Origin of the sequence: Haladaptatus sp. DYSN1 (assembly GCF_029489995.1) — an archaeon.
Taxonomy (GTDB): Archaea; Halobacteriota; Halobacteria; order Halobacteriales; family Halococcaceae; genus QDMS2.
Genome location: NZ_CP120470.1, coordinates 1637758 through 1659825, shown reverse-complemented (window position 1 = coordinate 1659825; position 22068 = coordinate 1637758). Strand labels below are relative to the sequence as shown.

General features: G+C 62.5%; 20 protein-coding genes and 1 pseudogene. 10 read left to right on the top strand and 11 right to left on the bottom strand.

All coding sequences use genetic code 11. From position 1 onward, the window contains the following. The first annotated feature begins 120 nt into the window (after window positions 1–120). Window positions 121–1140, top strand: coding sequence for an RNA 3'-terminal phosphate cyclase (rtcA, locus tag P0648_RS08875; RefSeq protein WP_277503614.1), 1020 nt, complete (start codon window positions 121–123; stop codon window positions 1138–1140). On the opposite strand, the gene P0648_RS08870 is transcribed toward rtcA, so the two are convergent. After that, the gene (locus P0648_RS08870) at window positions 1112–1978 is read right to left on the bottom strand and encodes a DMT family transporter (RefSeq protein ID WP_276248483.1); all 867 of its coding nucleotides are present in this window, start codon (window positions 1976–1978) and stop codon (window positions 1112–1114) included. The two genes, rtcA and P0648_RS08870, sit on opposite strands and share 29 nt — an antisense overlap. A gap of 137 nt (window positions 1979–2115) precedes the next feature. Here P0648_RS08870 and P0648_RS08865 point away from each other — a divergent pair, with 137 nt between their 5' ends. Next, window positions 2116–2976 (top strand): DMT family transporter, encoded by an 861-nt coding sequence (locus P0648_RS08865; RefSeq protein ID WP_277503612.1) that lies wholly within the window; start codon window positions 2116–2118, stop codon window positions 2974–2976. Here P0648_RS08865 and P0648_RS08860 read toward each other — a convergent pair whose 3' ends face one another. The 5 genes from P0648_RS08860 to P0648_RS08840 form a co-directional block, all read right to left on the bottom strand. Further along, on the bottom strand, window positions 2977–3531 hold the full coding sequence (locus P0648_RS08860) for an NAD(P)/FAD-dependent oxidoreductase (RefSeq protein ID WP_276247634.1): 555 nt from the start codon (window positions 3529–3531) through the stop codon (window positions 2977–2979). A gap of 51 nt (window positions 3532–3582) precedes the next feature. Further along, window positions 3583–4062, bottom strand: a complete 480-nt coding sequence (locus P0648_RS08855; RefSeq protein WP_277503609.1) for an SRPBCC family protein — start codon at window positions 4060–4062, stop codon at window positions 3583–3585. Window positions 4063–4132: 70 nt separating this feature from the next. Beyond that, complete coding sequence (gene lrpA1, locus P0648_RS08850) at window positions 4133–4561, bottom strand: HTH-type transcriptional regulator LrpA1 (protein ID WP_276247636.1); 429 nt, start codon at window positions 4559–4561, stop codon at window positions 4133–4135. Window positions 4562–4629: 68 nt separating this feature from the next. Beyond that, window positions 4630–5568: a thiamine pyrophosphate-dependent enzyme gene (locus P0648_RS08845; protein WP_276247637.1), complete on the bottom strand. Its 939-nt coding sequence runs from the start codon at window positions 5566–5568 to the stop codon at window positions 4630–4632. After that, entirely contained in the window at window positions 5565–7463 is a 1899-nt protein-coding gene (locus tag P0648_RS08840; RefSeq protein WP_277503608.1) for a 2-oxoacid:acceptor oxidoreductase subunit alpha, read from the bottom strand. The genes P0648_RS08845 and P0648_RS08840 overlap by 4 nt, the downstream gene beginning before the upstream one ends. A 234-nt stretch (window positions 7464–7697) precedes the next feature. On the opposite strand from P0648_RS08840, the gene P0648_RS08835 reads away from it, so the two are divergent. The 3 genes from P0648_RS08835 (at window position 7698) to P0648_RS08825 (ending at window position 12624) form a co-directional block, all read left to right on the top strand. Beyond that, a complete protein-coding gene (locus tag P0648_RS08835) occupies window positions 7698–8432 on the top strand; it encodes a DICT sensory domain-containing protein (protein WP_276247639.1) in 735 nt (244 codons plus the stop codon). A 113-nt stretch (window positions 8433–8545) separates the two neighbouring features. Further along, entirely contained in the window at window positions 8546–10132 is a 1587-nt protein-coding gene (locus tag P0648_RS08830) for a COG1361 S-layer family protein (RefSeq protein ID WP_277503607.1), read from the top strand. Further along, the gene (locus P0648_RS08825; protein ID WP_277503606.1) at window positions 10132–12624 is read left to right on the top strand and encodes an RND family transporter; all 2493 of its coding nucleotides are present in this window, start codon (window positions 10132–10134) and stop codon (window positions 12622–12624) included. Before P0648_RS08830 ends, P0648_RS08825 begins: the two co-directional genes overlap by 1 nt. Here the strand turns inward: P0648_RS08825 and P0648_RS08820 are convergent. From P0648_RS08820 to P0648_RS08810, 3 genes are all read right to left on the bottom strand, one after another. Further along, window positions 12621–12818 (bottom strand): hypothetical protein, encoded by a 198-nt coding sequence (locus tag P0648_RS08820; RefSeq protein ID WP_276247642.1) that lies wholly within the window; start codon window positions 12816–12818, stop codon window positions 12621–12623. The genes P0648_RS08825 and P0648_RS08820 overlap by 4 nt on opposite strands. Window positions 12819–12891: 73 nt before the next feature. After that, complete coding sequence (locus P0648_RS08815) at window positions 12892–13692, bottom strand: N-acyl homoserine lactonase family protein (RefSeq protein ID WP_277503605.1); 801 nt, start codon at window positions 13690–13692, stop codon at window positions 12892–12894. 30 nt (window positions 13693–13722) lie between these two features. Further along, on the bottom strand, window positions 13723–14868 hold the full coding sequence (locus tag P0648_RS08810; protein WP_277503604.1) for an acyl-CoA dehydrogenase family protein: 1146 nt from the start codon (window positions 14866–14868) through the stop codon (window positions 13723–13725). A gap of 130 nt (window positions 14869–14998) precedes the next feature. On the opposite strand from P0648_RS08810, the pseudogene P0648_RS20555 reads away from it, so the two are divergent. Continuing rightward, window positions 14999–15636: pseudogene (locus P0648_RS20555) on the top strand (SDR family NAD(P)-dependent oxidoreductase); the annotation flags it as partial. Window positions 15637–15862: 226 nt separating this feature from the next. Continuing rightward, window positions 15863–16192 carry a hypothetical protein gene (locus P0648_RS08795; RefSeq protein ID WP_277503600.1) on the top strand — a complete coding sequence of 110 codons (330 nt, stop codon included), beginning with the start codon at window positions 15863–15865 and terminating at the stop codon, window positions 16190–16192. Window positions 16193–16234: 42 nt separating this feature from the next. Here P0648_RS08795 and P0648_RS08790 read toward each other — a convergent pair whose 3' ends face one another. Next, entirely contained in the window at window positions 16235–16684 is a 450-nt protein-coding gene (locus P0648_RS08790; RefSeq protein ID WP_277503599.1) for a luciferase family protein, read from the bottom strand. A gap of 123 nt (window positions 16685–16807) precedes the next feature. Between P0648_RS08790 and tuf the strand changes: the two genes are divergently transcribed. The 3 genes from tuf to gdhB all read left to right on the top strand — a co-directional run bounded on the left by tuf (window position 16808) and on the right by gdhB (window position 20061). After that, entirely contained in the window at window positions 16808–18073 is a 1266-nt protein-coding gene (gene tuf / locus P0648_RS08785) for a translation elongation factor EF-1 subunit alpha (RefSeq protein WP_276247647.1), read from the top strand. Between the two features lie 126 nt (window positions 18074–18199). Then, on the top strand, window positions 18200–18499 hold the full coding sequence (gene yciH / locus P0648_RS08780; RefSeq protein ID WP_369685093.1) for a stress response translation initiation inhibitor YciH: 300 nt from the start codon (window positions 18200–18202) through the stop codon (window positions 18497–18499). 263 nt (window positions 18500–18762) lie between these two features. Further along, on the top strand, window positions 18763–20061 hold the full coding sequence (gene gdhB, locus P0648_RS08775; RefSeq protein ID WP_276247648.1) for a glutamate dehydrogenase GdhB: 1299 nt from the start codon (window positions 18763–18765) through the stop codon (window positions 20059–20061). Between the two features lie 306 nt (window positions 20062–20367). On the opposite strand, the gene P0648_RS08770 is transcribed toward gdhB, so the two are convergent. Continuing rightward, complete coding sequence (locus P0648_RS08770) at window positions 20368–22020, bottom strand: long-chain fatty acid--CoA ligase (RefSeq protein WP_277503598.1); 1653 nt, start codon at window positions 22018–22020, stop codon at window positions 20368–20370. Window positions 22021–22068: the final 48 nt, after the last annotated feature.

Sequence of the window (22068 nt, the reverse complement as noted above, 5' to 3'; positions counted from 1 at the left end):
AAAAGACGACTGTGAGCCAGGTCGTTTCGGGGCTGAAACCAGCGAAGAATTTCGATTCTGTGTCCCGTTCACCCGCACCGACCCATAAACCCATCCCCGAGGGAGACGAACCTGTTCCAGATGCTCACGGTCGATGGCAGTGACGGTGGCGGTCAGATTCTCCGGACAGCATTGAGCCTGAGCACCTGTTTCGGGCGGCCGGTCGAGGTGACGAACATCCGGGGTGCACGACCGAACCCCGGACTTCGAAATCAACACCTGACCGTCGTGGAGACGCTCGCGGAAATTTGCGATGCCACGGTGAGCGACGTGGCCGTCGGCACTGAGGAACTCACCTTCGACCCCGGGCCGCCCGCGGGCAGTCACGTCAGCGTGGACGTGGGCACGGCGGGGAGTCTGACACTCTTGTTCGACGCACTCCTCCCGCTCGCGACGACACTTACAGAACCGCTCACAGTCACCGCAACCGGCGGAACCGACGTGAAGTGGGCACCGACAGCGGCGTGGTACGAGCAGGTGAAACTCCCCCTGCTCGCACGATTCGGCCTCGATGCGCGTCTCACCGTCGACCGCAGCGGCTTTTACCCAGTCGGGGGCGGCGAAGCGACCCTCCGACTTCGTCCGTCGGAGATAACGCCCCTCACGCTGGGGACTCGGGGCAATCTCGAATCGCTCGCGGTCACCTCCATCGAATCGAACCATCTGTCGAACGCCGACGTCGCAGCGCGCCAGGCCACGGAGGCGCGTCGCCTGCTCGACGCCGCCGGCCACGAGGTGGCCCGCGAAACCGTCAACACTGTCGAGAGCGCGTCCCCGGGTTCCACGATACTCGTTCGGGCCGCCTACGAACACTCGTTCGTGGGGTTCGACGCGCTCGGTGAGAAGGGAAAACCCGCAGAGAAGGTCGCTGCGGACGCCGTCAACGCCTTTCGAGCCTTCCACCAGTCCGGGGCCACCGTCGATTCGTTCCTCGCGGACCAACTGCTCGTCTGGCTGGCGCTCGGGGGCGGAGAGTTTCTCGCACCCAGACGCACGTCCCACCTCGAAACGAACCGGCGAGTCCTCGACGCCTTCGGCTACGCAATCGAGGTCGAAGAAGCGAACGATGGACTCATTCGGTGTTCCGCGCTGTCGTCGTGACGTAGATGCCGGCGAGGACGACAGCCCCGCCAGCGATGGTGAGCGGCGTCGGAACTTCCGCGAGCAGCACGAGCGCGAGTAGCGTGCTGCCCACGGGTTCGCCGAGTAGCGAGACGCTCACGACGCTCGATTCGACGTGCGCGAGCGCCCAGTTGATGACCGTGTGACCGAAGATGCCGGGACCGATAGCCATCCCGAGAAACAGCAGCCACTCCTCTGTAGGGTACCCGGTGAGCGGTTCGCCCTCCGCGAGCGAGAGCACGAGGAGGACCACCGCACAGACGACGTAGACGACGGTGACGTAGGGGATGAGCGAGATGCGCTGGCGAAGCGACCGCCCGGCGAGGACGTAGGCCGCGGCGGTGATGGCTCCGACGACGGCGAGGGCGTTTCCGAGCAGTGGATTCGCTCCCGTTACCGCGCCCCCGGTGAGGAAGTCGCCGAGCGACATGACGGCCATTCCGGTGAGGGCAACGGTGATGCCCGCGACGGTTCTGCGGGTGACGCGCTCTGAGAGCAGGAAGAACGCGCCGAGCGCGACGAACAGAGGCTGTGACTGAACGAGCGTGACGGAGGCGGCGACGCTCGTCCAGTTCAGGCTCTCGAACCACGTCGCGAAGTGGAGCGCGAGGGCGATACCCGAGAGCGAGGCGAAACCGAGGTCACGCCCCGAGATGGCCCGAAGGTCTGCCCGGTAGCGCGTAACCGCCACGGGTGCGAGCAGGAGGATCGTAAACAGCACCCGGTAGAACGCTTTGATGAGACTCGGCGCGTCGCTCCAGCGGACGAGAATGGCGCTCGTGCTCACCGCGACGATGGCGACGGCGAGCGCGGCCATCGGCGGGACGCGGGCCTCGAATCCTGACAGGTCAGCCACAGCGAAGGTTCGCGCCCGACCCGACTTACGTGTATGGGTCCCGGCGGATTGGTTCGGGAACCGACTCATCTTTGTAGCTTCCCCGTGGGTGCCAATGTATGGAATCCGACCGTCTCGGCGTGGGGCTGATTTTCGTCTCAGCCGTCGGATTCGGCACGCTCGGCATCTTCGGGAAACTCGGAGCGAACGCCGGCCTCTCGAACGCGACGATGCTCGTCTTTCGGTTCGTCATCGCCACCGCCGTCGCGTGGGCGTATCTGCTCACCACCGGGTCGCTGCGCCCGCTTCGTGGCCGAAACTTGCTCGTCGGCCTCGGCCTCGGCGCGGTCGGCTACGCCACGATGAGCGGCCTCTACTTCCTCGGGCTCGAGTTCATGTCCGCGGGCCTCGTCGCCATCATCCTCTACACCTACCCCGCGTTCGTCGTGCTCCTGTCGGTGGCCTTCCTCGACGAGCGCGTAACGTGGAAAACCATCCTCGCCCTCGGGTTGGCCCTCGGCGGCGTCGCGCTCATCACGGGAGCGAACCCGGCCAACGCCGACCCAGTTGGAGTGGGGATTCTCCTGTTCGCCGCGCTCGTCTACGCCTCCTACATCACCGTGAGTCGGGCGACGCTCGCGGACGTCGAGTCCTCGACACTGACCGCCCACGTCATGCCTGCTGCCGGGGTGAGCCTCGCCGTCCTCGGCACGATGCAGGGCACGCTCTCGGTGCCGTCGGGGGTAACAGAATGGAGCATCATCGTCGGCCTCGGCCTCGTCGCTACGGCGCTCCCCATCTTCACCTTCTTCGCCGGTCTCTCGCGGATTCAGGCCAGTCGGGCGAGCATCGTGAGCACCGTCGAACCCGTCTTCACCGTCGCGCTCGGCGCGCTCCTCCTCGACGAAGTGGTCACGCTCACGACCGTCGTCGGCGGGGCGATCGTTCTCTCGGGCGTCATCCTGCTCCAGCGCGGGTGACTATTCAGCGTCCTCGGGCGTGTCGAAATCGTGGAACGGCTTGCCCTGCTCTTTCGAGAGAATGTCGAGTGCGGCGGCCGCCCCACCGCCGACGGAAATCGCGGCCTGAATCTTGTCCTTGCGGGCGGCCCATCCGGCGGCGTAGACGTTCTCGACGGAGGTTTCGTTGTCCGCATCGACGGCCACGGTTTTGTCGTCGTTCATGTCACAGTCGAGGTCCTTCGCCACGTCGCGGGACTGCCCCGTCGCGAGGACGACGTATCTCGCGTCGTACTCTCCGTCCCCGGTCGTGACCTGAAAACCGTCGTCCGTTTGCTCGACGGCGGTCACTTTCTCGTCGCGGCGGTCTGCGCCCTGTTTCGAGACTTGCTCGCGGCCGATGCGCAGGAACTCGTCGCCGTCGATGCTCTTGATGCCGAGGTAGTTGAACAGGTGGGCGTAGTGCAGGGAGGTCTTGTCCGTGTCGAAAACGATGGTGTCGAGGCCGTTTTTCGCGGTGAACAGCGCGGCGCTCAGTCCGGCCGGACCACCGCCGACGATTGCTACGTCTGTCATGGCGTGTCATACGGACGACGCGACCAAAAGGGTGTGGCCGGTGGGTGTCGCTTACTCCAGTTCGCGTTTCGTCGCCCGGTGGCGACCAGCGAACATCGGTTCGAACCCGATGCGCGAGGCGGGAGAGACCGCCTTCCCGAGGTCGCCGCCGGGGAGTTCGTACTCGACCCGGTCGTGGAGGATGGTCTCCTCGCCGTCGCGGGAAAACGAGTGGGTGTGGACCCACCGCGGGAACGGCCCACGCTCCATGATGTCCTCGAACATTGCCTCGCCGTCTGCCTCCTTTCGCTTCGTGATGACGGAGGTCCAGCGTTGTTTCGGACCGATGCCGAACGGCTGGAGCGACATCTCGATGCGCGTGCCGGTGTCGAGAATTTCGGGGTCGGCCTCGCCGTCCGGTCCCGTCACCGATTCGATGGTGAGGTCCATCCAGTCGGGCGTGACCGCCTCCAGTCCCTCGACTCGCGAGTGAAAGTCCCACACCTTCTCGAAGGGCGCGCGAATCCGCGTTTCACGCTCGAATACGGGCATGGCTGACAGTACGCTCGTGAGACGTAAATCTCCGATGGTGAGAACGACGAAGAAAGCGGAGTCGTCGGGATTACTTCAACCGCTCTTGCAGGAACGACGGGTGCGCGGCGGTAACGCCTTCGATAGAGAGAATGTCGTCGGAGATGACCTTGCCAACCGAGTCACCGTCGGAGGCACGAACCTCGGCCATCAGCATGTGGTCGCCACTCGACGAGTAGAGTTCCTCGACGGCGTCGAGTTCCTTCAGCGCCCGGGTCGCTTCGACGTAGCGTTCTGAGGCCACCTCGATGCCGACGATGGCGATGGTCTGACTCGTGAGTTTCTTCGGGTCCACGTCGGCGGAGTAGCCCACGATGACGCCCTCTGCTTCGAGTTTCGAGATGTACTTGCGGACCGTCGGCTTCGAGACGCCCGCCAACTCGGCGATTTCGGCGTACGACGCCTGCGCGTCCTGCTCCAGAACCGCAAGAATGCGATTGGCCGTAGACTCCGCGCTCATGGCAGGAGGTTTTCCGTCCGCGAAAAAATATCTTCCGTTAAAGAAAACTCCGTGATGGAGTTGGAAAGTTACTTGTGGCGGTCGAGCAGCGAGTCGGCGACGCGCTCCCACTGGTAGTCTTCGTCGAAGTAGCGCTCTGCGAGCGGTTCCTCCGGCATCTCGCCGGTGGCCTGCTTTTCTTGCTGGTAGGATGGGCGCTCGTCGTCGACGTAGAAGCGACCGGTGAGGACCTGGCCCTCGTGGAGGGCGTTCTCGGCTTCGAACATCATGTCCGCGGCTTCGCGGCGGTCGTGGGTGTCGAAGTCGTAGTCGTCAGAGTCCTGGATGTCCACGTACGGGACGTACTGCCGGGCGTCCTTGTTCCACGTCGGACACTGGGTCAGGAAGTCGATGTGGGCGAAGCCGTCGTGCTCGATGGCTTCCTTGATGATTTCCTTCGCCTGGTTCGGGTTGACCGCGGCGGTGCGAGCGATGTAGGACGCACCGGAGGCGAGTGCCAGCGACAGTGGACGGACGGGGTCCTTCGCGCTGCCGGATGGCTGGGTCTTCGACTTGTGACCCTTCGGGCTCGTCGGCGAGGTCTGGCCCTTCGTGAGGCCGAAAATCTCGTTGTTGAACACGATGTAGGTCATGTCGTGGTTCTCGCGGGCGGTGTGCATGAAGTGGTTGCCACCAATCCCGTAGCCGTCACCGTCACCGCCGGCGGCGATGACTTCGAGGCCGGGGTTCGCGAGTTTCGCCGCGCGGGCGATGGGCAGACTGCGGCCGTGGAGGGTGTGGAACCCGTAGCTCTCGAAGTACGAGGAGAGCTTCCCGGAACAGCCGATACCAGTAACCATCAGCACCTCATCTGGGGTGCGCCCGACGTCGGGCATGGCCTGTTTCAGTGCCTTGAGGACACCGAAGTCACCGCACCCTGGACACCAGGTCGCCTGTGGTTCGATGCCGGGCGTGAACTCGTTGCTGTCTATCTCGCGCTCTTCACCGATTGCGCTGAATGCACTCATTGGGTAACACCTGCTTCTGGAAGGAACTTCGTGTGTTCGTTCGAAACGTCGTCCTTACCTTCGACGATAGTCTCTTCGAACGCTTCGACGATGTTACGCGGGATGAACGGGTTGCCGTCGAACCGCAGCAGGCTCGACATCTTCTCGCCGTAGAGGCCGAGTTCCTTGCGGGCGAGGCCGCGGAACTGGCCGGTCGCGTTCATCTCGACGACGATCGCCTTGTCCACGCTCTCTAAGAACGCGGCGAGGTCTTTCTTCGGGAACGGCATCAGGTCGCTCACGCCGAGGCCCTTGACCGAGTGGCCGGCGTCGTTGAGTTCGGAGACGGCGTCCATGACGGCGCCCTGCTGGGAGCCCCACGTGATGATGCCGTACTCTGCGTCTTCCGGACCGAACGTGGTCTGGTGGCTCCCGTCCTGGGAGTCCAGGTCGTCGCGGATGGCTTCGAGCTTCTGTGCCCGACGGGCCATCTGCTTGATGCGGTTGACTGGGTCTTCGCTGATGTGACCCTCCTCGCTGTGTTCGTTACCGGCAGCGAGGAATCGACCGCCCTTCTGACCCGGAATCGTGCGTGGGCTCACGCCGTTTTCCGTGTCGTGGAGGAAGCGTTTGAACTTGCCCGACTCGTGGTGGGCCGCCTCGGCGATTTCCTCTTCGGAGAGGACGGTGCCAAGCGATGGGTTCGGTTCGCGGTCGAAGAACGATTCGTCCACGTTCACCATCTCGCCGGAAATCTTCTGGTCGATGACGATGATGGACGGAATCTGGTAGTCGTAGGCGATGCGGAACGCCTGTCGCGTCTGGTCGTACGCCTCTGCGGCGTTACCGGGCGCGAAGACGATGCGGTTCGAGTCACCCTGACTGGAGTACAGGATGGACTCTAAGTCGGATTGCTCCGGCTTGGTTGGCATCCCCGTGGATGGACCGGCGCGCATCGCCTCGATGAGGACGACGGGCGTCTCGGTCATCTCCGCGAGGCCGAGTGGCTCGCCCATCAGGGCGAAGCCGCCACCGGACGACCCGCTCATTGCCTTGACGCCAGCGTGGCTGGCACCGATGGCGAGAGCCGCGGCGGCGATTTCGTCCTCCACCTGCTCCGAGATGCCGCCGAATTTCGGCAGGTTCTGGGACATGATGGTGAACACTTCGGTCCACGGCGTCATCGGGTAGCCCGAGATGAACCGACAGCCCTCGTCGAGTGCGGCGTACGCGATACACGCACTCGCCGAGATGAGCAGCTGGTCCTCGTCGTGGTCGCCCGTCGGGACGCGAAGGTCGTGGGTGAACTCCTCTTCGGAGACGATGTCGTAGGCTTCCTGGAGGATGTCGAGGTTGGCTTCGAGCACGTCGCCGCGCATGGCGGTGCGCATGAGCTCCTCGATGTACTCGAGTTCGATGTCGAGGAGTGCGGCGGTGACACCGACACCGGCGGTGTTGCGCATGACCTCGCGCCCGTGTTCGCGGGCGAGCGAGCGCAAGTCCATCGGATAGACGTGCCAGTTATTTTCTTCTACGCGCTCCTCGAAGTTCGGCACTTCCGAGATGTCCACGAGCCCCTCGTCGTAGACGATGATGCCGCCTTCGTTGAGCTCGTTTAAGTTCTCGGTGAGCGGCTTGATTTCCTCGTTGCCGTAGATGGCGTTCTCCTTCGGGTTGCGAGCGAAGGAGTCACCGAGGGCAAGCAGGAAGTTGTATCCGTTACCGCGCGAGTTGACGGGATCTGCGCTCGCGCGAACTTCGACGTACGTGTGGCCGCCGCGAATGCGCGACGGGTAGTGGCGATGCGTGAATACGTGCAGGCCTGCACGCATCAGGGCCTTTGCGAAGTTCTGGCTGGTCGAGTCGATCCCGTCACCCGAACCTCCAGCGATTCGCCAGACAAGGTCCTTAGTCATTGAGAAATCACGGCGTCTGTGTGGGCCATACATTCACATAAGCCCTTGTGATTAAAGAATTTGCCATCCAATGGCACAGATTAATTATGAGAGATTGGTATATATTCACACGAAAGATAACGTAGAACGGAAACGCACTATTCTGCCGTTAGCCTTCCCCACGGGTAGGTCTTGTGTACGCTCCCTCGACACAGGTGGCTAGATATCGCCTCGGCGTGTACATCCGTGGAGGGCATGTCGCTCGTAGAAATCATCGCGGGAGTGGAAGCACACGAGAAACTGCTGACGGTGTTCAACCCACAGGCAGACCAGTCGCTCGTTCCGCAGCTCCGCGACGCGCTCAAAGACAGAAACGTTCGGGTCGAACTGGAGACCACGAAAGACGGCGCACCGTACGATTTCGCCGTGTTGAGTCGTGACGGCGAGTTCGAGACAGCGTTTCCGCTCTCGACGCTGGAGGCCATCACGAACCCTACCCCCGGCGACGACGACCTGGGGTGGAACGACGAGGCCTACCGGCCCATCCTCCAGCACTTAGACGAGACGATGTTTACGTCTCGGAGCATCAAAGAGATGGTCCAGGCTTCTCGTGAAATCGAAGATAGGGCCTGGCGTCTCGGGCGGGGGAGACTCCACGCGGGATTCCAGTACCTCTCTACGCTCAGCGGTGAACTTCACGTGTACGAGAAATTGGGCACGAAGGACATCGAGGTCCACGCGTACGCGACCCCCGACACGGACGTGCCCGACCACGAAGGGTTCATCCTGCACCTCGAACGCGCTTCGGAAATCGAAAAGACGTGGTTCGTCATCTTTGACGGAGCGGGCAACGACATCGACAAGTGTGCGCTGCTCGCGGAGGAACGCGCTCCCCGCGAGTTCTACGGGTTCTGGACCTACGACCCGAAAACGGTCGACTGGATTCTCGACTACCTCGACGAAACCTACGGCATCGTGGAACTATCATAGATAAAATAAAACTATACTTTAGTTTATAATCGTTCATGCTATCTTATACGTGAGCGATACTACATTATCGTCATGCAAACACTGGCGGCACCCAGCGCAGTCAGGGGGCAGAGATGAGAGGGGCCATCGCAGTAATTTTCGTACTTCTGGTCGCGGCGGTCACACCGGGCGTCGTGGCGGCGCAGGTCAGAGGTTCTCCCGACCTCGAACTATATCTCTCTGACAATCGCGTGACGCCAGGGGAGGAGACCGAGCTCTCCCTTTCGATTCTGAACACGGGCGACATCGACACCGGCGGCAACCCGGCGAACGAAGCGCGGGTGACGACGGCGCGCGGGACGACCCTCGAAGTCCGCGAGGGTGACGCCCCAATCTCGGTGAAGACCGGGAAAATCGCGGTCGGGTCGGTTCCTGAAGGGACGACCGGACCGATTCCGTTCTCCGTCGTCGTAGATGAAGACGCCGAACCGGGGACGTATACCATACCGGTTCGCGTTTCCTACACGCACACGAGTCAGATTTCCGAGCGCGAACCGTTCGTCCAGCAAGAGCGCAGCGTCAGCGAGACGCTCGAAGTCACCCTCGTGGTCGAAGACGAATCACGCTTTGAAATCCTCGGCACGTCGAGCGACGTGGCCGTCGGTGACTCCGGAACTGTCACTATGCAGGTCCGAAACACCGGCAATGCACCCGCGAGCGACGCGACGATTTCCGTCCAATCGCCCAATTCCGACGTGACACTCGGTGCGGGTGCGCAGGCCGCAGAATCGTACGTCGGGTCGTGGGCCGCAGGCGAGACAAAGGAAGTTACCTACCGGGTGAACGTCGCAGAGGAAGCCGAACGCCGGACCTACTCGTTACAGGCGACCATCGGCTACGACAACGAAGAAGGCCAGGCCCGTGAGGCCGGTCCGCTCGCGACTGGGTTCGTTCCGAGTGGGGCACAGGAGTTCGAAATCGGGAACGTAGAGAGTACCCTGCGGGTCGATTCTGAGGGCACCATCAGCGGACAGGTCGCGAACACGGGTGACGTGGTCGCGGAGAACGCTGTGCTCGTCCTCGAAACGCAGACGCAGAACCTGAATCCCGTCGAAACGGAAGTGGCTCTCGGCACGCTCGAACCCGGTCAGGGGGCCGACTTCGCCTTCGACGTGGAAGTCGGCTCAGAGGCGAGTGCGGGTCCACGCCAGTTCACCTTCCGCCTCGAGTACCGCAACGAAGAGGGAGAAAAGCGCCAGAGCGACCCGCTCGACACCCAGGTAACCGTCGGTGAGAAACAGAAGGAGTTCACCGTCCAACCGGTGAACGCGACAGTCGAAGCAGGCAGTGGAACGACGCTCGAAGTCACCGTGACCAACAACGGCGACGAACCGCTCACCGACATCTCCGCGAAACTGTTCGCAGACAGTCCCCTCTCGACGACCGACGACGAAGCGTTCATCCAGTCGCTTGGCCCCGGCGAGTCGGCGACCATCAAGTTCGCCGTGAGCGCCGATGGTGCTGCCCTCGAGAAGGACTACCCTGTCTCCATGGACTTCCAGTACGACAACGCGCGGGGCGACACGCTCCTCTCTGACACCTACCAGGTGGCGGTGCAGGTGGAAGAACCCGAAGACGGCGGCCTCCCGATCATCCCAATCGCCGCGGGCGCAATTCTGGTCGCCCTCATCGGATTGTACATCCTCTATCGCAGACAATAATGGACACGAGTCGCTTCCTCGACTGGGCCGACCACCTCATCGTCGACCGGTCGTTACAGGTCGTGTTTGCCTTCCTCGTCATGACGGCGATATTCGCGGTCGGACTCGGTAACGTAGAGACGGAAGCGGGCACCGAGCAGTTCGCAGAGGAGGTTCCGGCTCAGGAAGCACTCGAATCGATCAACACAGAATTCTCACCGACGTTTTCGACGGGCGGCGGGAGTACGCAACTCATCCAAACGGGCGAGAACGTCGTCTCGAAACAGGGGATGTTGCGGATGCTTCGCGCCCAAGAGCAGATGAGCGGCCGCGAGTCGCTGCGTGTCGCCCAGACGTCGAGCGCCGCGGCCATCGTCGCTCAGACGATAAACCCGAACGCGACGACGCTCGAAGCCCAGATTCGGACGATAGAACGCGCGCCGCCCAGTGAGATTCGAACTGCCGTCCGGACCGCGGCGGAGCGTCCCGGCTTTACCGGGCTGTTGAGCAACGACTTCAATCCGAGCGAGCCCTCTGCCTCCGCGACCATCGCCGTCGTCCAGCACAACCTGCCTATCGAGTTCAGTCAGGGAGCGGGGACCGGCGGTGCCGACCCGCTCACGAACATCCAACTCCAGATGCAGCGCATCGCAGACCAGCAAGGCGGTGACATCCGCGTGTTCGGCAGCGGCATCATCTCGGACGAGTTCTCCTCGGTCATCTTCGACTCGCTCATCATCGTCATCCCCGCCGCCGTCGTGTTCATCGTCTTCTTCCTCATCTTCGCCTACCGCGACCTCGCGGACCTGCTGCTCGGGGTGGTTTCGCTCGGAATGGCCATCGTCTGGACGTTCGGATTCATGGGTCTCGCCGGCATCTCATTCAACCAGATTCTCATCGCCGTCCCGCCGCTGTTGCTCGCCGTAGGTATCGACTTCGGGATTCACGCGGTGAACCGCTATCGCGAGGAACGCGTGGAGGGCAAGGAGATAGACGAGTCGATGTTGCTCACGACCGACCAGTTGCTGGTGGCGTTCTTCATCGTCACGACGACGACGGTCATCGGTTTCATGTCGAACCTGACGAGCCAGCTGCTCCCCATCCGCGACTTCGGCATCGTGGCGAGCGTGGGTATCATCTTCACGTTCTTCGTGTTCGGCATCTTCCTTCCGGCGGCGAAGGTGTCGCTCGACCGCGCCCGAAAGAAATACCCGATTCCGACGTTCAGCCAGACGCCGCTCGGGCAGGAAGGGTCGCGTCTCGGCCGAGTGCTGTCGGGTGGGGTGTTCATCGCGCGGCGTGCGCCGCGAGCGTTCCTCGTCCTCATGGTGCTGCTCAGCCTGGGGTCTGCCTACTACGCCACCGGCATCGATACCTCGTTCACACAGGAAGAGTTCCTGCCGCCGGAGGAGACGCCAGTCTACCTGTCGAGTCTGCCAGAACCGTTCAAGCCAAGCGACTACACCATCGTCGGGACGCTCAACTTCTTAGAAGACAACTTCGAGGCGAGTCAGGACAGTTCTGTGACCATATACATCGAGGGGGCGATGGAGAGAGACATCGCCCTCGAAATGATACACCGTGGGGCGGTTGACCCGCCCGACGCCTTCATTCGCGATGGCCGACGGGCGGAGGGGACGAGCATCGTCACCATCGTCCAGCAACGCGCCCAGAGTGACCCCGACTTCGCCGCGTTGGTCGCCCGCAACGACCGCGACGGCAACGGCATCCCCGACGACAACGTGGACGAGATTTACGACTACCTGCTCTCCTCGTCGTCACGTGCGGAGACGCTTCGCTACCTGAGCGAGGACCGCCGGAGCGCGCGGGCCGTTTACTCGGTGAAGTCGAGCGCCTCACAGGAAGAAATCGCTGCCGACGGCGAAGCGCTCGCGACCCAGTTCCGCTACACCGCGACGGCGACGGGCGGAACCATCGTGTTCCAGGCAATCTCCGACCTCATCTTGCAGTCGGCCATCGTGAGCCTCGCCGTCGCCCTCGGGGGGACGGTCATCTTCCTGATGTTCATCTTCTGGTTGTTAGAAGGCCGGGCCTCCCTCGGCATCGCGAATGTCGTGCCCATCGTCATCACCGTCGCCATGTTGGCGGGGACGATGCGCTATCTCGGCATCTCGTTTAACGCCTTCACCGCGACCATCCTCGCGATTACCATCGGGCTGGGTATCGACTACTCCGTCCACGTCGTCCACCGCTTCGTTGACGAACTCGAAGAGCAGGGCGCGACCATGCCCGCACTCGAACGGACGGTCCGCGGGACGGGCGGGGCGCTCACCGGCAGCATGTTCACCACCGTCTTCGGGATTGGGGTGCTGTTCCTCTCCGTGTTCCCGGCCATCGGCCAGTTCGGGACGCTCACGGCGCTCTCCGTCGTGTACTCGTTCATCGCGTCGATGGTCATTCTGCCCTCGACGCTCGTCGTCTGGGACCGCTACTTCAACCGGGGGATGCCGACCGAAGCAACAGCTCCGAAAGGCGTGCCGGCAGACGATTAAGTGTCGAGCAACGGGGAGAGACCCCACACCGCGGCGATTGTCGAGGGAACGAACGCGAAAATTGCCGCCGCCATCTCTATTGGCTTGAGAAACTGGTCAGTCATGAACGGCCCACGAAGGAGTAGCCACGAGGCGTAGAGGGCGATACCGAGGGCAACCGACCCGACCAGCAATCGATAATACTGGGTTTTCATCTTCGTTTGCTCGTTCGGAAATTCCGACAGTTACCAGTACTGTCGGGAGAGTTGGTAATGAACTTTGTCCCACCTATCTCCAGCGTTTCTGCGAGTCGTGGAATTGCGAGAGGTCGTGGCCGAACAGGACCGTGGCGTCGTGCTGGCGTTCGAGTTCGCGCACCCGGTAGAGACTCTCCTGCCACGCCTGATTGCTCCAGAGAAGACTCGTCGCCATTGGCCAGGCCTGCTCGTAGTTCTCCCGGAGATACACCTCGTCGCCCGCGACGATGACTGACTCGTCGGCTGTGTGGACGAGCGCCCCGAGCAGGCCGGGCGTGTGGCCGGGCAGATGGTGGAGTTCGACGCCGTCGAACAGGGTGTGGCGGTGGCCTCGGACGATTTTCCAGTTCAGATCGTGGTCGAAGTCGCTCGCGAGGTAGGCCACCGAGCCCTCCTGGGTCTTCGCGCTGAAGTAGGCGAAGGGAATCTCGTCGCGGTGGACGTAGATTGGCGTCTCGCTTCCAGCGAAGTGGTGGAGGCCGCCTGCGTGGTCCAGGTGGAGGTGGCTCATCACGACGGCGTCGATGTCTTCGATACCGTAACCGGCGGCGTCCAAGTCGTCGTCGAGTCGGTGGTTCGCCGGGTCGTCGGGTTTGAACGCCTGATAGAGCGGCGGCGGCCAGTAGCCCGCTGCGGCGTCGTGGTGGGGGCCAGTGTCCCAGAGAATCGTGGCTTCGGGGTGGTCGATGACGAGATTCCAGACCGCGAAGTCGTCGTAGGCGAGTTCGGGGTTCGGTTCGTCCGCTGTTCCCACGACGTAGCCGTCTAAAACGAAGTTGAGGTCCGCACTGATGGTGCCGCGGTCGACGAGGGTGAGCGAGGGTGCTCCCATGGCTCCCCTTAGGGCGCAGACAGGAAAAACTCAGCCCTGACGGTAGATGAGGTTTCGCTGGACGGCGTTCGCCCCCTCGTAGATGACCGGAATCCGCACGTCTCGGTAGACGCGGGCGATGCGACGCTCTGAGAGCACCGAGCGGCCGCCGTGTAGTTGCATGGCGCGTTCTGCGACCTCGACTGCGGTCTCGGTCGATTTCGTCTTGGCCATCGCCGCCCAGAGGCCGGGGCGCTCTCCCTCCGCGACCATGTCAGCGGCGCGCCAGTTGAGCGAGCGGGCCGCCTCGAACTCCATTCGCATGTTCGCGAGGTCGTGCTGGACGGCCTGGAACTCGCTGATGTCGCGGCCGAACGCGCGACGGTCGTGGACGAAGTCCCACGCCTCCTCGATGGCGGCGGCGGCGAGGCCGAGGCCGTGGCCGCCGACGATGATGCGGCCGTGGTTGAAGAACTCGGCAAGCATGTAGAAGCCAGCGCCCTCGAAGCCCACGAGGTGGTCCTCGGGGATGCGGCAGTCGTCGAGAACGATGTGGCCCTGCTTCGAGGCCCGCATGCCCATCTTCTCGGGGATGTGCTCTGCCTCGTAGCCGGGTGCGTCGGTTGGCACGATAAACAGCGAGTAGTTGCCGTAGCGGTCCTCCCCGTCGCCGGTTTTCGCGTACAGGGTGAGCCAGTCGCCTTCGACGGCGTTGCCGACCCAGTATTTCTCACCGTTCAGCACCCACTCGTCACCGTCTTTTTCGGCGGACGTGGTCATCCCGGCGAGGTCGCTTCCGGTGTCGGGTTCGGAGACCGCAAGGCCGGAGATTTGCTCGCCTTCGGCGACGGGGCGGATAAACTCCTCTTTCTGTTCTTCGCTGCCGTATTCGTAGACGAGTTCGCAGCCGAAACTCGCCAGTTGGAGGGTGAGTGCGATGCCGGCGTCGGCTTTGAAGAACTCCTCGCCGATGGCGAGCATTTCGTGGAGCGACAGGCCGCGACCGCCGTACTCCTCGGGAATGTCCTGGGCGACCAGGTTCGCCTCTTGGCCAGCCGTGAGGATTTCCCACGGATACTCGCCGCGTTCGAAAGCCTCCGCAGCGTTCGGTTCGATGTACTCTTCTGCGAAGGCGCGAGCTTCCTCCTTCACACCGCGGGCGTGCTCGGGGACAATTCGGGCATCGAGTAAATCCATACGCCCTCTTGGGATGCCATCCTATTATATTCAGTCCCGGCCTTGTTTGGCGTTACATTCATCCAGTCACCGGTCCGAGTTAGCATATGGCACTGGCTACGCCAGTGGCGCAGATTCGAGGAGGCGTAAAATGACTCCAGTGGGGTGGGACAGGAACGACATGCCCGGGATGGGCGAAAAGACCGTCGTGGTGACTGGCGCGAACAGCGGCCTCGGCTTCGAGGCGCCGCGAGCGGTGCGCACGTCGTCCTCGCGTGTCGAAGCCGCGACCGTGGGGAGGAGGCAATCGCCCGAATTCGAGCGGGATAGCCAGAGGCCTCGCTCGAACTGCTGGAACTCGACCTCGCGGACCTCTCTTCGATTCACGGGTTCGCAGAGAAACTCACGACCGCCCACGACAGACTCGACATCCTCGTCAACAACGCGGGCGTGATGCACCCACCTCGGCGCACCACGGCGAACGGGTTCGAACTCCAGTTCGGGGTGAACCACCTCGGACACTTCGCGCTGACTGGCCTCCTGTTGCCCCTGCTCTCGAACGCGCCCGGTACCGCACGCGTGGTGACAGTATCCAGTCGGTACGCTTGGAGTGGGGACATCGACTTTGCCGACCTTCAGAGCGAGGACTCTTACGACCGCTACGCCGCCTACGCACAGAGCAAACTCGCGAACGTCCTGTTCGCCGTCGAACTGCACAGCCGTCTGGAGGCGGCTGGCATCGACGTCGAAAGCGTGGCCGTCCATCCGGGATGGACGGAGACGAACCTGTTCGACTCGCTGGCCACGCCCGCGTCGGTCGCCGAGTTCGGGTATCAGGCGATGCTCGACGGGAAGGTGGTAGCTGTGCCGCGCGGCCAGCGCCGCGTTCCCCTCGCCGCTCGTTTCCTCCCCCGGTCTACGTTGCTGAAACTCTCTCGTGACGCGATGGAGACAGAATAGTTGACAAATCGACACGACCGGGTGATTCATTTGAATGGAGCAGCAAGCCAGTCATATGGCAATCCGTAGCATACGAAACGCCATCCTGTTCGGGCTGGCCTTCGGCTATTTCGCCGCATTTGCCCTGAGCGGGGTCGTGTGGTCCGTGGTTCCGAACCCGCTCTCCTTCTACGTCGTTTACGCGGTCGTGTTCGTGTGCAGCGTCGTCGCCGCGCTCTGCGTCCAACGTGACGGGAAGGAATCGAACAAAGACGACGTGTGGGATGCCATTCCCGACTGGCAGTACAGCGGTCGGCACGCCGAGTCGGGTGGCATCTCGCGGAGCGAACAAGAACGAGCGATTCGAGACATCGAGCGACAGGCCAGTGAGCGCGAGCAACGCTGACAGAGTTCTCACGCGCACGAAAGAGAGTACTAGTTTGTTGCCTCAGCGACGTGCCAGGAGGCCCTCGTAGATTGCCGCCGCGGGCGCGGGCGGGTCGAGCGCCGCGAGTTCAGCCTCTAAATCGAGTGCCGTGAGTGCCTCGTGGCCGGGCTTGTTCGCGTAGATGAGCGCGTAGTAGAGGTAGTTCGCCCTGAGCAACCAGACCGCGCGGTCCGCACCTGCCGCGTCAGTGACGTAGAACGTCGTCCAGCCGGCGTCCGGAAACAGATGGTGGGGGCCGGTGAGGCGTGCTTCGACGAGGGCGTCTCGGAATCGCTTTGGGTACGGAATGTCGGTCATGCCGTTTCGGTGGATGTGACCGATTTCTCGACCAGCGAGCTGGAATTCGACGCCGCCAAAGCGGTGGGATTCAGCGGTGACACCGGGCCACCCGGTGACGGTTTCGAGGATGGACGCGAGCGGCCCATCGAGGTGGGGGCTGGAGGTTGCCATGAGTATAGAGAGGCGCGCTATGGCAATAACGGCGCGTGGGGTTGCAGCCGCGATACGTTTTTCATTAATCGTGGTGAATATACACTGACACGCGTGGGGTACCCACGTCGTGGGGGATTTACCATGGCAGACAAACCGCACCAGAACCTGGCCGTCATCGGCCACGTCGACCACGGAAAAAGCACGCTCGTCGGACGCCTCCTCTACGAGACGGGGAGCGTCCCAGATCACGTCATCGAACAGTACCGCGAGGAAGCCGCATCGAAGGGGAAGACAGGATTCGAATTCGCCTACGTGATGGACAATCTCGCCGAAGAGCGCGAACGCGGTGTCACCATCGACATCGCCCACCAGCGGTTCGACACGGACAAGTACTACTTCACCATCGTGGACACGCCGGGTCACCGCGACTTCGTCAAGAACATGATCACCGGCGCCTCGCAGGCCGATAACGCGATTCTCGTCGTCGCCGCAGACGACGGTGTCGCGCCCCAGACCCGCGAGCACGTGTTCCTCGCCCGCACGCTGGGTATCGAGGAGCTCATCATCGCCGTCAACAAGATGGACGTCGTCGATTACTCGGAAGACACCTATCGAGAAGTCGTAGACGAAGTGAAGAAATTGTTACAGCAGGTGCGGTTCCGCTCCGAGGACGCGACGTTCATTCCGACCTCGGCGTTCGAGGGCGACAACGTCTCCTCGCAAAGCGACAACACGCCGTGGTACGACGGCCCGACGATTCTGGAGGCGCTGAACGCGCTCCCAGAACCGCAACCGCCCACCGACGCTCCGCTTCGCGTCCCAATCCAGGACGTGTACACCATTTCCGGCATCGGTACGGTCCCCGTCGGCCGTGTCGAGACGGGGATCCTCAAAGTCGGCGAGAGCGTGACGTTCATGCCCTCCGATGCGACTGGTGAAGTGAAGTCCATCGAGATGCACCACGAGGAAGTTCCCGAGGCCCGCCCCGGCGACAACGTCGGGTTCAACGTCCGAGGAATTGGGAAGGACGACATCCGCCGCGGTGACGTGGCCGGGCCGTCTTCCGACCCACCGAAGGTCGCAGAGACCTTCCAGGCGCAAATCGTCGTCATGCAACACCCGTCGGTGATTACCGCCGGATACACGCCGGTTCTGCACGCCCACACCGCGCAGGTCGCCTGCACAGTCGAATCTATCGACCAGAAAATCGATCCCGCAAGCGGCGAGGTCGCAGAGGAGAACCCGGACTTCATCAAGGCCGGTGACGCCGCCGTCGTGACGATGCGACCGCAGAAACCGCTCGTCGTCGAGCCGTCCTCGGAGATTCCCGAACTCGGCTCGTTCGCGCTGCGCGACATGGGCCAGACCATCGCGGCCGGCAAAGTGCTCAAAGTCAACGAGCGCTGAGTCTTTCGTTTTTGCGGCGAATCACCACGACAGCGAGAGGGTAGCGTGCGGTTCGAGCACCGACTGCCGAAGGGACCCCGGTATTTGCTAGCAAAAGGTATAGGCGTCGAACACCATACCTCTCCCGTGGGAAAGGACGACTTCAGTTCGATACTCAACCTGCCAGACGACTTCGGGCTCGGCGAAGACCTCGCTCGAAGTGAACAGCAACTCCGCATTCGCACGGAGAGCAGACGCTACGGCAAGCCCGTCACCATCATCGAGGGCTTCGATTCGGCGATAAACCTGAAAGAACTCGCCTCGACGCTCAAGAAGAAACTCGGAACGGGCGGCACGGTCGAGGACGGCACCATCGAACTCCAGGGCGACCACCGCGACCGCCTCCCCTCCCTGTTAGAAAACGAGGGCTTCACCGTCCTCAAGTGAACAGGGGGTCGTGAGCGGACGCGCCGGAACGCGTCGATTTTTTCGTGTGACAGTCCCCCATTGGAGGAGCGGACGCGCCTGCGGTGTGGCAACCAATGGGCCTAGCGCGTGTTAATATAACATAAGGTCATTAATATTATGTACTGGCGCTCGTAAGGGGGTAATCAATGGTGTGAAACCCCGGGGCGACCGCCACCTTCTTCGGCAGTTGCCCGTGGGTCCCCCACGCCGGGCAAGATGCGCCTCCCAGCGTAGTACGAGTCATGTCCACGACACTACCCAAAGACCAAGAGGAGACTGACGAAGTGACAGACCAAGAACCAGAAACGGCGCTCGCCACCGCACGACGCCAGCTCAAGCAAGCGGCAGCACACCTCGACATCGACGAGAACATCGTCGAGCGGTTGAACCATCCAGCCCGCGTCCACCGCGTGGCCGTTCCCCTGGAGCGCGACGACGGCAGCCTCGAGGTATTCACTGGCTACCGCTCCCAGCACGACGCCGTTCGCGGCCCGTACAAAGGTGGGCTCCGCTTCCACCCGCACGTCACCGAAGACGAGTGTATCGGCCTGTCGATGTGGATGACCTGGAAGTGCGCCGTGATGGACCTCCCGTTTGGCGGTGCCAAAGGTGGCGTCGTCGTGAACCCGAAGGAACTCTCCGACGACGAAAAGGAGCGCCTGACCCGGCGGTTCACCCAGGAACTGCGCGACTCAATCGGCCCGATGCAGGACATCCCTGCCCCGGACATGGGTACGGACGCCCAGACGATGGCGTGGATCATGGACGCCTACTCCATGCAGGAAGGCGAAACGACGCCCGGCGTCGTCACCGGCAAGCCGCCGGTCATCGGCGGGTCCTACGGTCGTGAGGAGGCTCCCGGTCGCTCCGTCGCCATCATCACGCGCCTCGCGTGTGACTACTACGACATGCCCCTCTCCGACACGACGGTCGCCGTGCAAGGCTTCGGGTCTGTTGGCGCGAACGCGGCGCGCCTCCTCGACTCGTGGGGTGCGAACGTGGTCGCGGTGAGCGACGTAAACGGCGCAATCTACGACCCCGACGGCCTCGACACCCACGACGTGCCGACCCACGAGGAAGAACCGGAAGCGGTCATGAAGTACGACACGCCACAGAAACTCGAGAATCACGAACTGCTCGAACTCAACGTGGACGTGCTCATCCCCGCCGCCATCGGTAACGTCCTCACCGAGGAGAACGCAGACAGGGTGAAAGCCGACCTCGTCATCGAGGGGGCAAACGGCCCAACCACGACCGGTGCCGACCGGATTTTCGAAACGAAGGGTATCCAGGTCATCCCCGACATCCTCGCGAACGCGGGCGGTGTCACCGTCTCCTACTTCGAGTGGCTCCAGGACATCAACCGCCGTCGCTGGTCGTTAGACCGCGTAAACGAGGAGCTAGAGACGGAGATGAACACGGCGTGGGAAAGTGTGCGAGAAGAGTTCGATTCGCGCGACGTGTCGTGGCGCGACGCTGCCTACATCGTTGGACTCAAGCGGATTGCTGAGGCGCATCAGGCACGCGGTGTGTGGCCGTAACGCCGGGTTCCACGACTCGAATCCGATAGAACGCGGTGAATTTTACGAATTCTCGTTCTTCGAGGTCGCCGATGAGCTTCGGCGCCAAATCTGTTCCCCGCGCTTCCCCCTCGAGCAACCGCGGCAAGACACGCTGTTCCGCCTCTGACAGCTGGTCGTAATCGCAGACGGTTGCGTCGACGGGGAGGTTCTCCCGACGTTCGATGACGATTTTCAACGACATAGTACGTATGCTACTCGTTAACAGTCTACATACTCATATATAATGATTGCGGCTAGAAAATATCAGAAAAGCGGTGGGAATCCCTACTCCGGGGCGGCGTCCTCGGGCGTCGAGCCGTCGAACACGGACGAGTCTGCGTACTCGTCGCGCAGCACCTTCTTGTCGAACTTCCCGGTCGCCGTCTTCGGAACCTCGTCGATGAACATGACGTCGTCTGGGACCCACCACTTCGGATACTCGTCCTCGATGAGCGCGAGCAAGTCGGCTTTCAGCGACTCCTTGTCAACGCCCTTCGCTGGGACGACGAACGCAACCGGGCGTTCCTGCCAGCGCTCGTGGGGAACGCCAATGACGGTGGCCTCTGCAACGTCATCGTTGGCCATCAGCGTGTTTTCCAGTTCGACCGAGGAAATCCACTCGCCACCGCTCTTGATGACGTCCTTCGCGCGGTCGACGATCTTCATGTAGCCGTCTTCGTCGATAGTGACCACGTCGCCCGTCTTCAGATAGCCGTCCTCGAAGTCCTCCTCGTTGGCGTCGGGCCGCTTGAAGTACTCCTGGGTCACGGTCGGGCCACGAACCCAGAGTTCGCCGAAGTCTTCGCCGTTCCACGGCACCTCGTCGCCGTCGTCGCCGACGACTCTGAACTCGATGCCGGGGACCATCAGGCCCTGCGTCTTGCGCTTTGCCATGTACGTCTCGTCGTCTGCGTCTTCGAGTCCGGCTTTCATGTGGGCGACCGAGCCAATCGGCGACATCTCGGTCATCCCCCACGCGTGGAGCACCTCGATGCCTTGGTCTTCGAAGTAGCGAATCATCGCTTCGGGGGCCGCAGAGCCACCGATGATGACCTGGTCGAGCGACGAAATGTCTGTGTCGTTCTCTTTGAGGTAGTCCATCAGGCCGAGCCACACCGTCGGCACGCCGGCGGTGATGGTGACGCCCTCTGCTTCGATGAGTTTCGCGAGGTCTTCCGGGCTTGGCGATGGGCCGGGATAGACGTGTTTCGCGCCCGCGGCCGTCGTCGAGAAGGGAAGCCCCCACGCGTTGACGTGGAACATCGGGACGACGGGCATCAACACGTCCGAGTCGTCCATGCCGAGGCCCTGCGGCGTGAGCGACATCAGCGTGTGCGCCCAGAGCATCTTCTGGGTGTACTCGACGCCCTTTGGCTTGCCCGTCGTCCCCGAGGTGTAACACATGCCCGCTGGCTGGTCTTCTGAGAGAACCGGCCAGTCGTACTCCGTGTCGTGGCCCTCGATGAACGACTCGTAGTCGACGACGTTGTCCAGATTCGTGTCCGGGACTTCCGAGTCCATGACGATGAACTGAGAGACGCCGTCGAACTCACTCGCGCCCGTCGCTGCACCTTCGAGCTTCGGGAGCAGGGAGGCGTCGACGAAAATCAACTGGTCGTCTGCGTTCTCGACGATGTACTGGATGTGTTCGTCGGGGAGCAGCGGGTTGATGGTGTGGAGTTGGGCACCGACGGTCGGAATCCCGAAGTACGTCTCGAAGTGCCGGTGGTGATTCCAACAGAAGGTGGCGACGCGGTCTCCTTGCTCGATGCCCGCCGCTTCCATCGCATGAGCAAGTTGCGCGGTCCGCCCGGCGAACTCAGTGTACGTGTAGCGCTCGATACCGCGATTCGTCCGGGAGACGATTTCCCGGTCGGGATACATCTTTTCTGCGCGCCACAGGAACGGTCGAAGGGTCATGTCTGTTCCGCCTGGCATACGTCATCAACAGTGCCGCCTCCTTATGATTCTTGTTACCACGACACC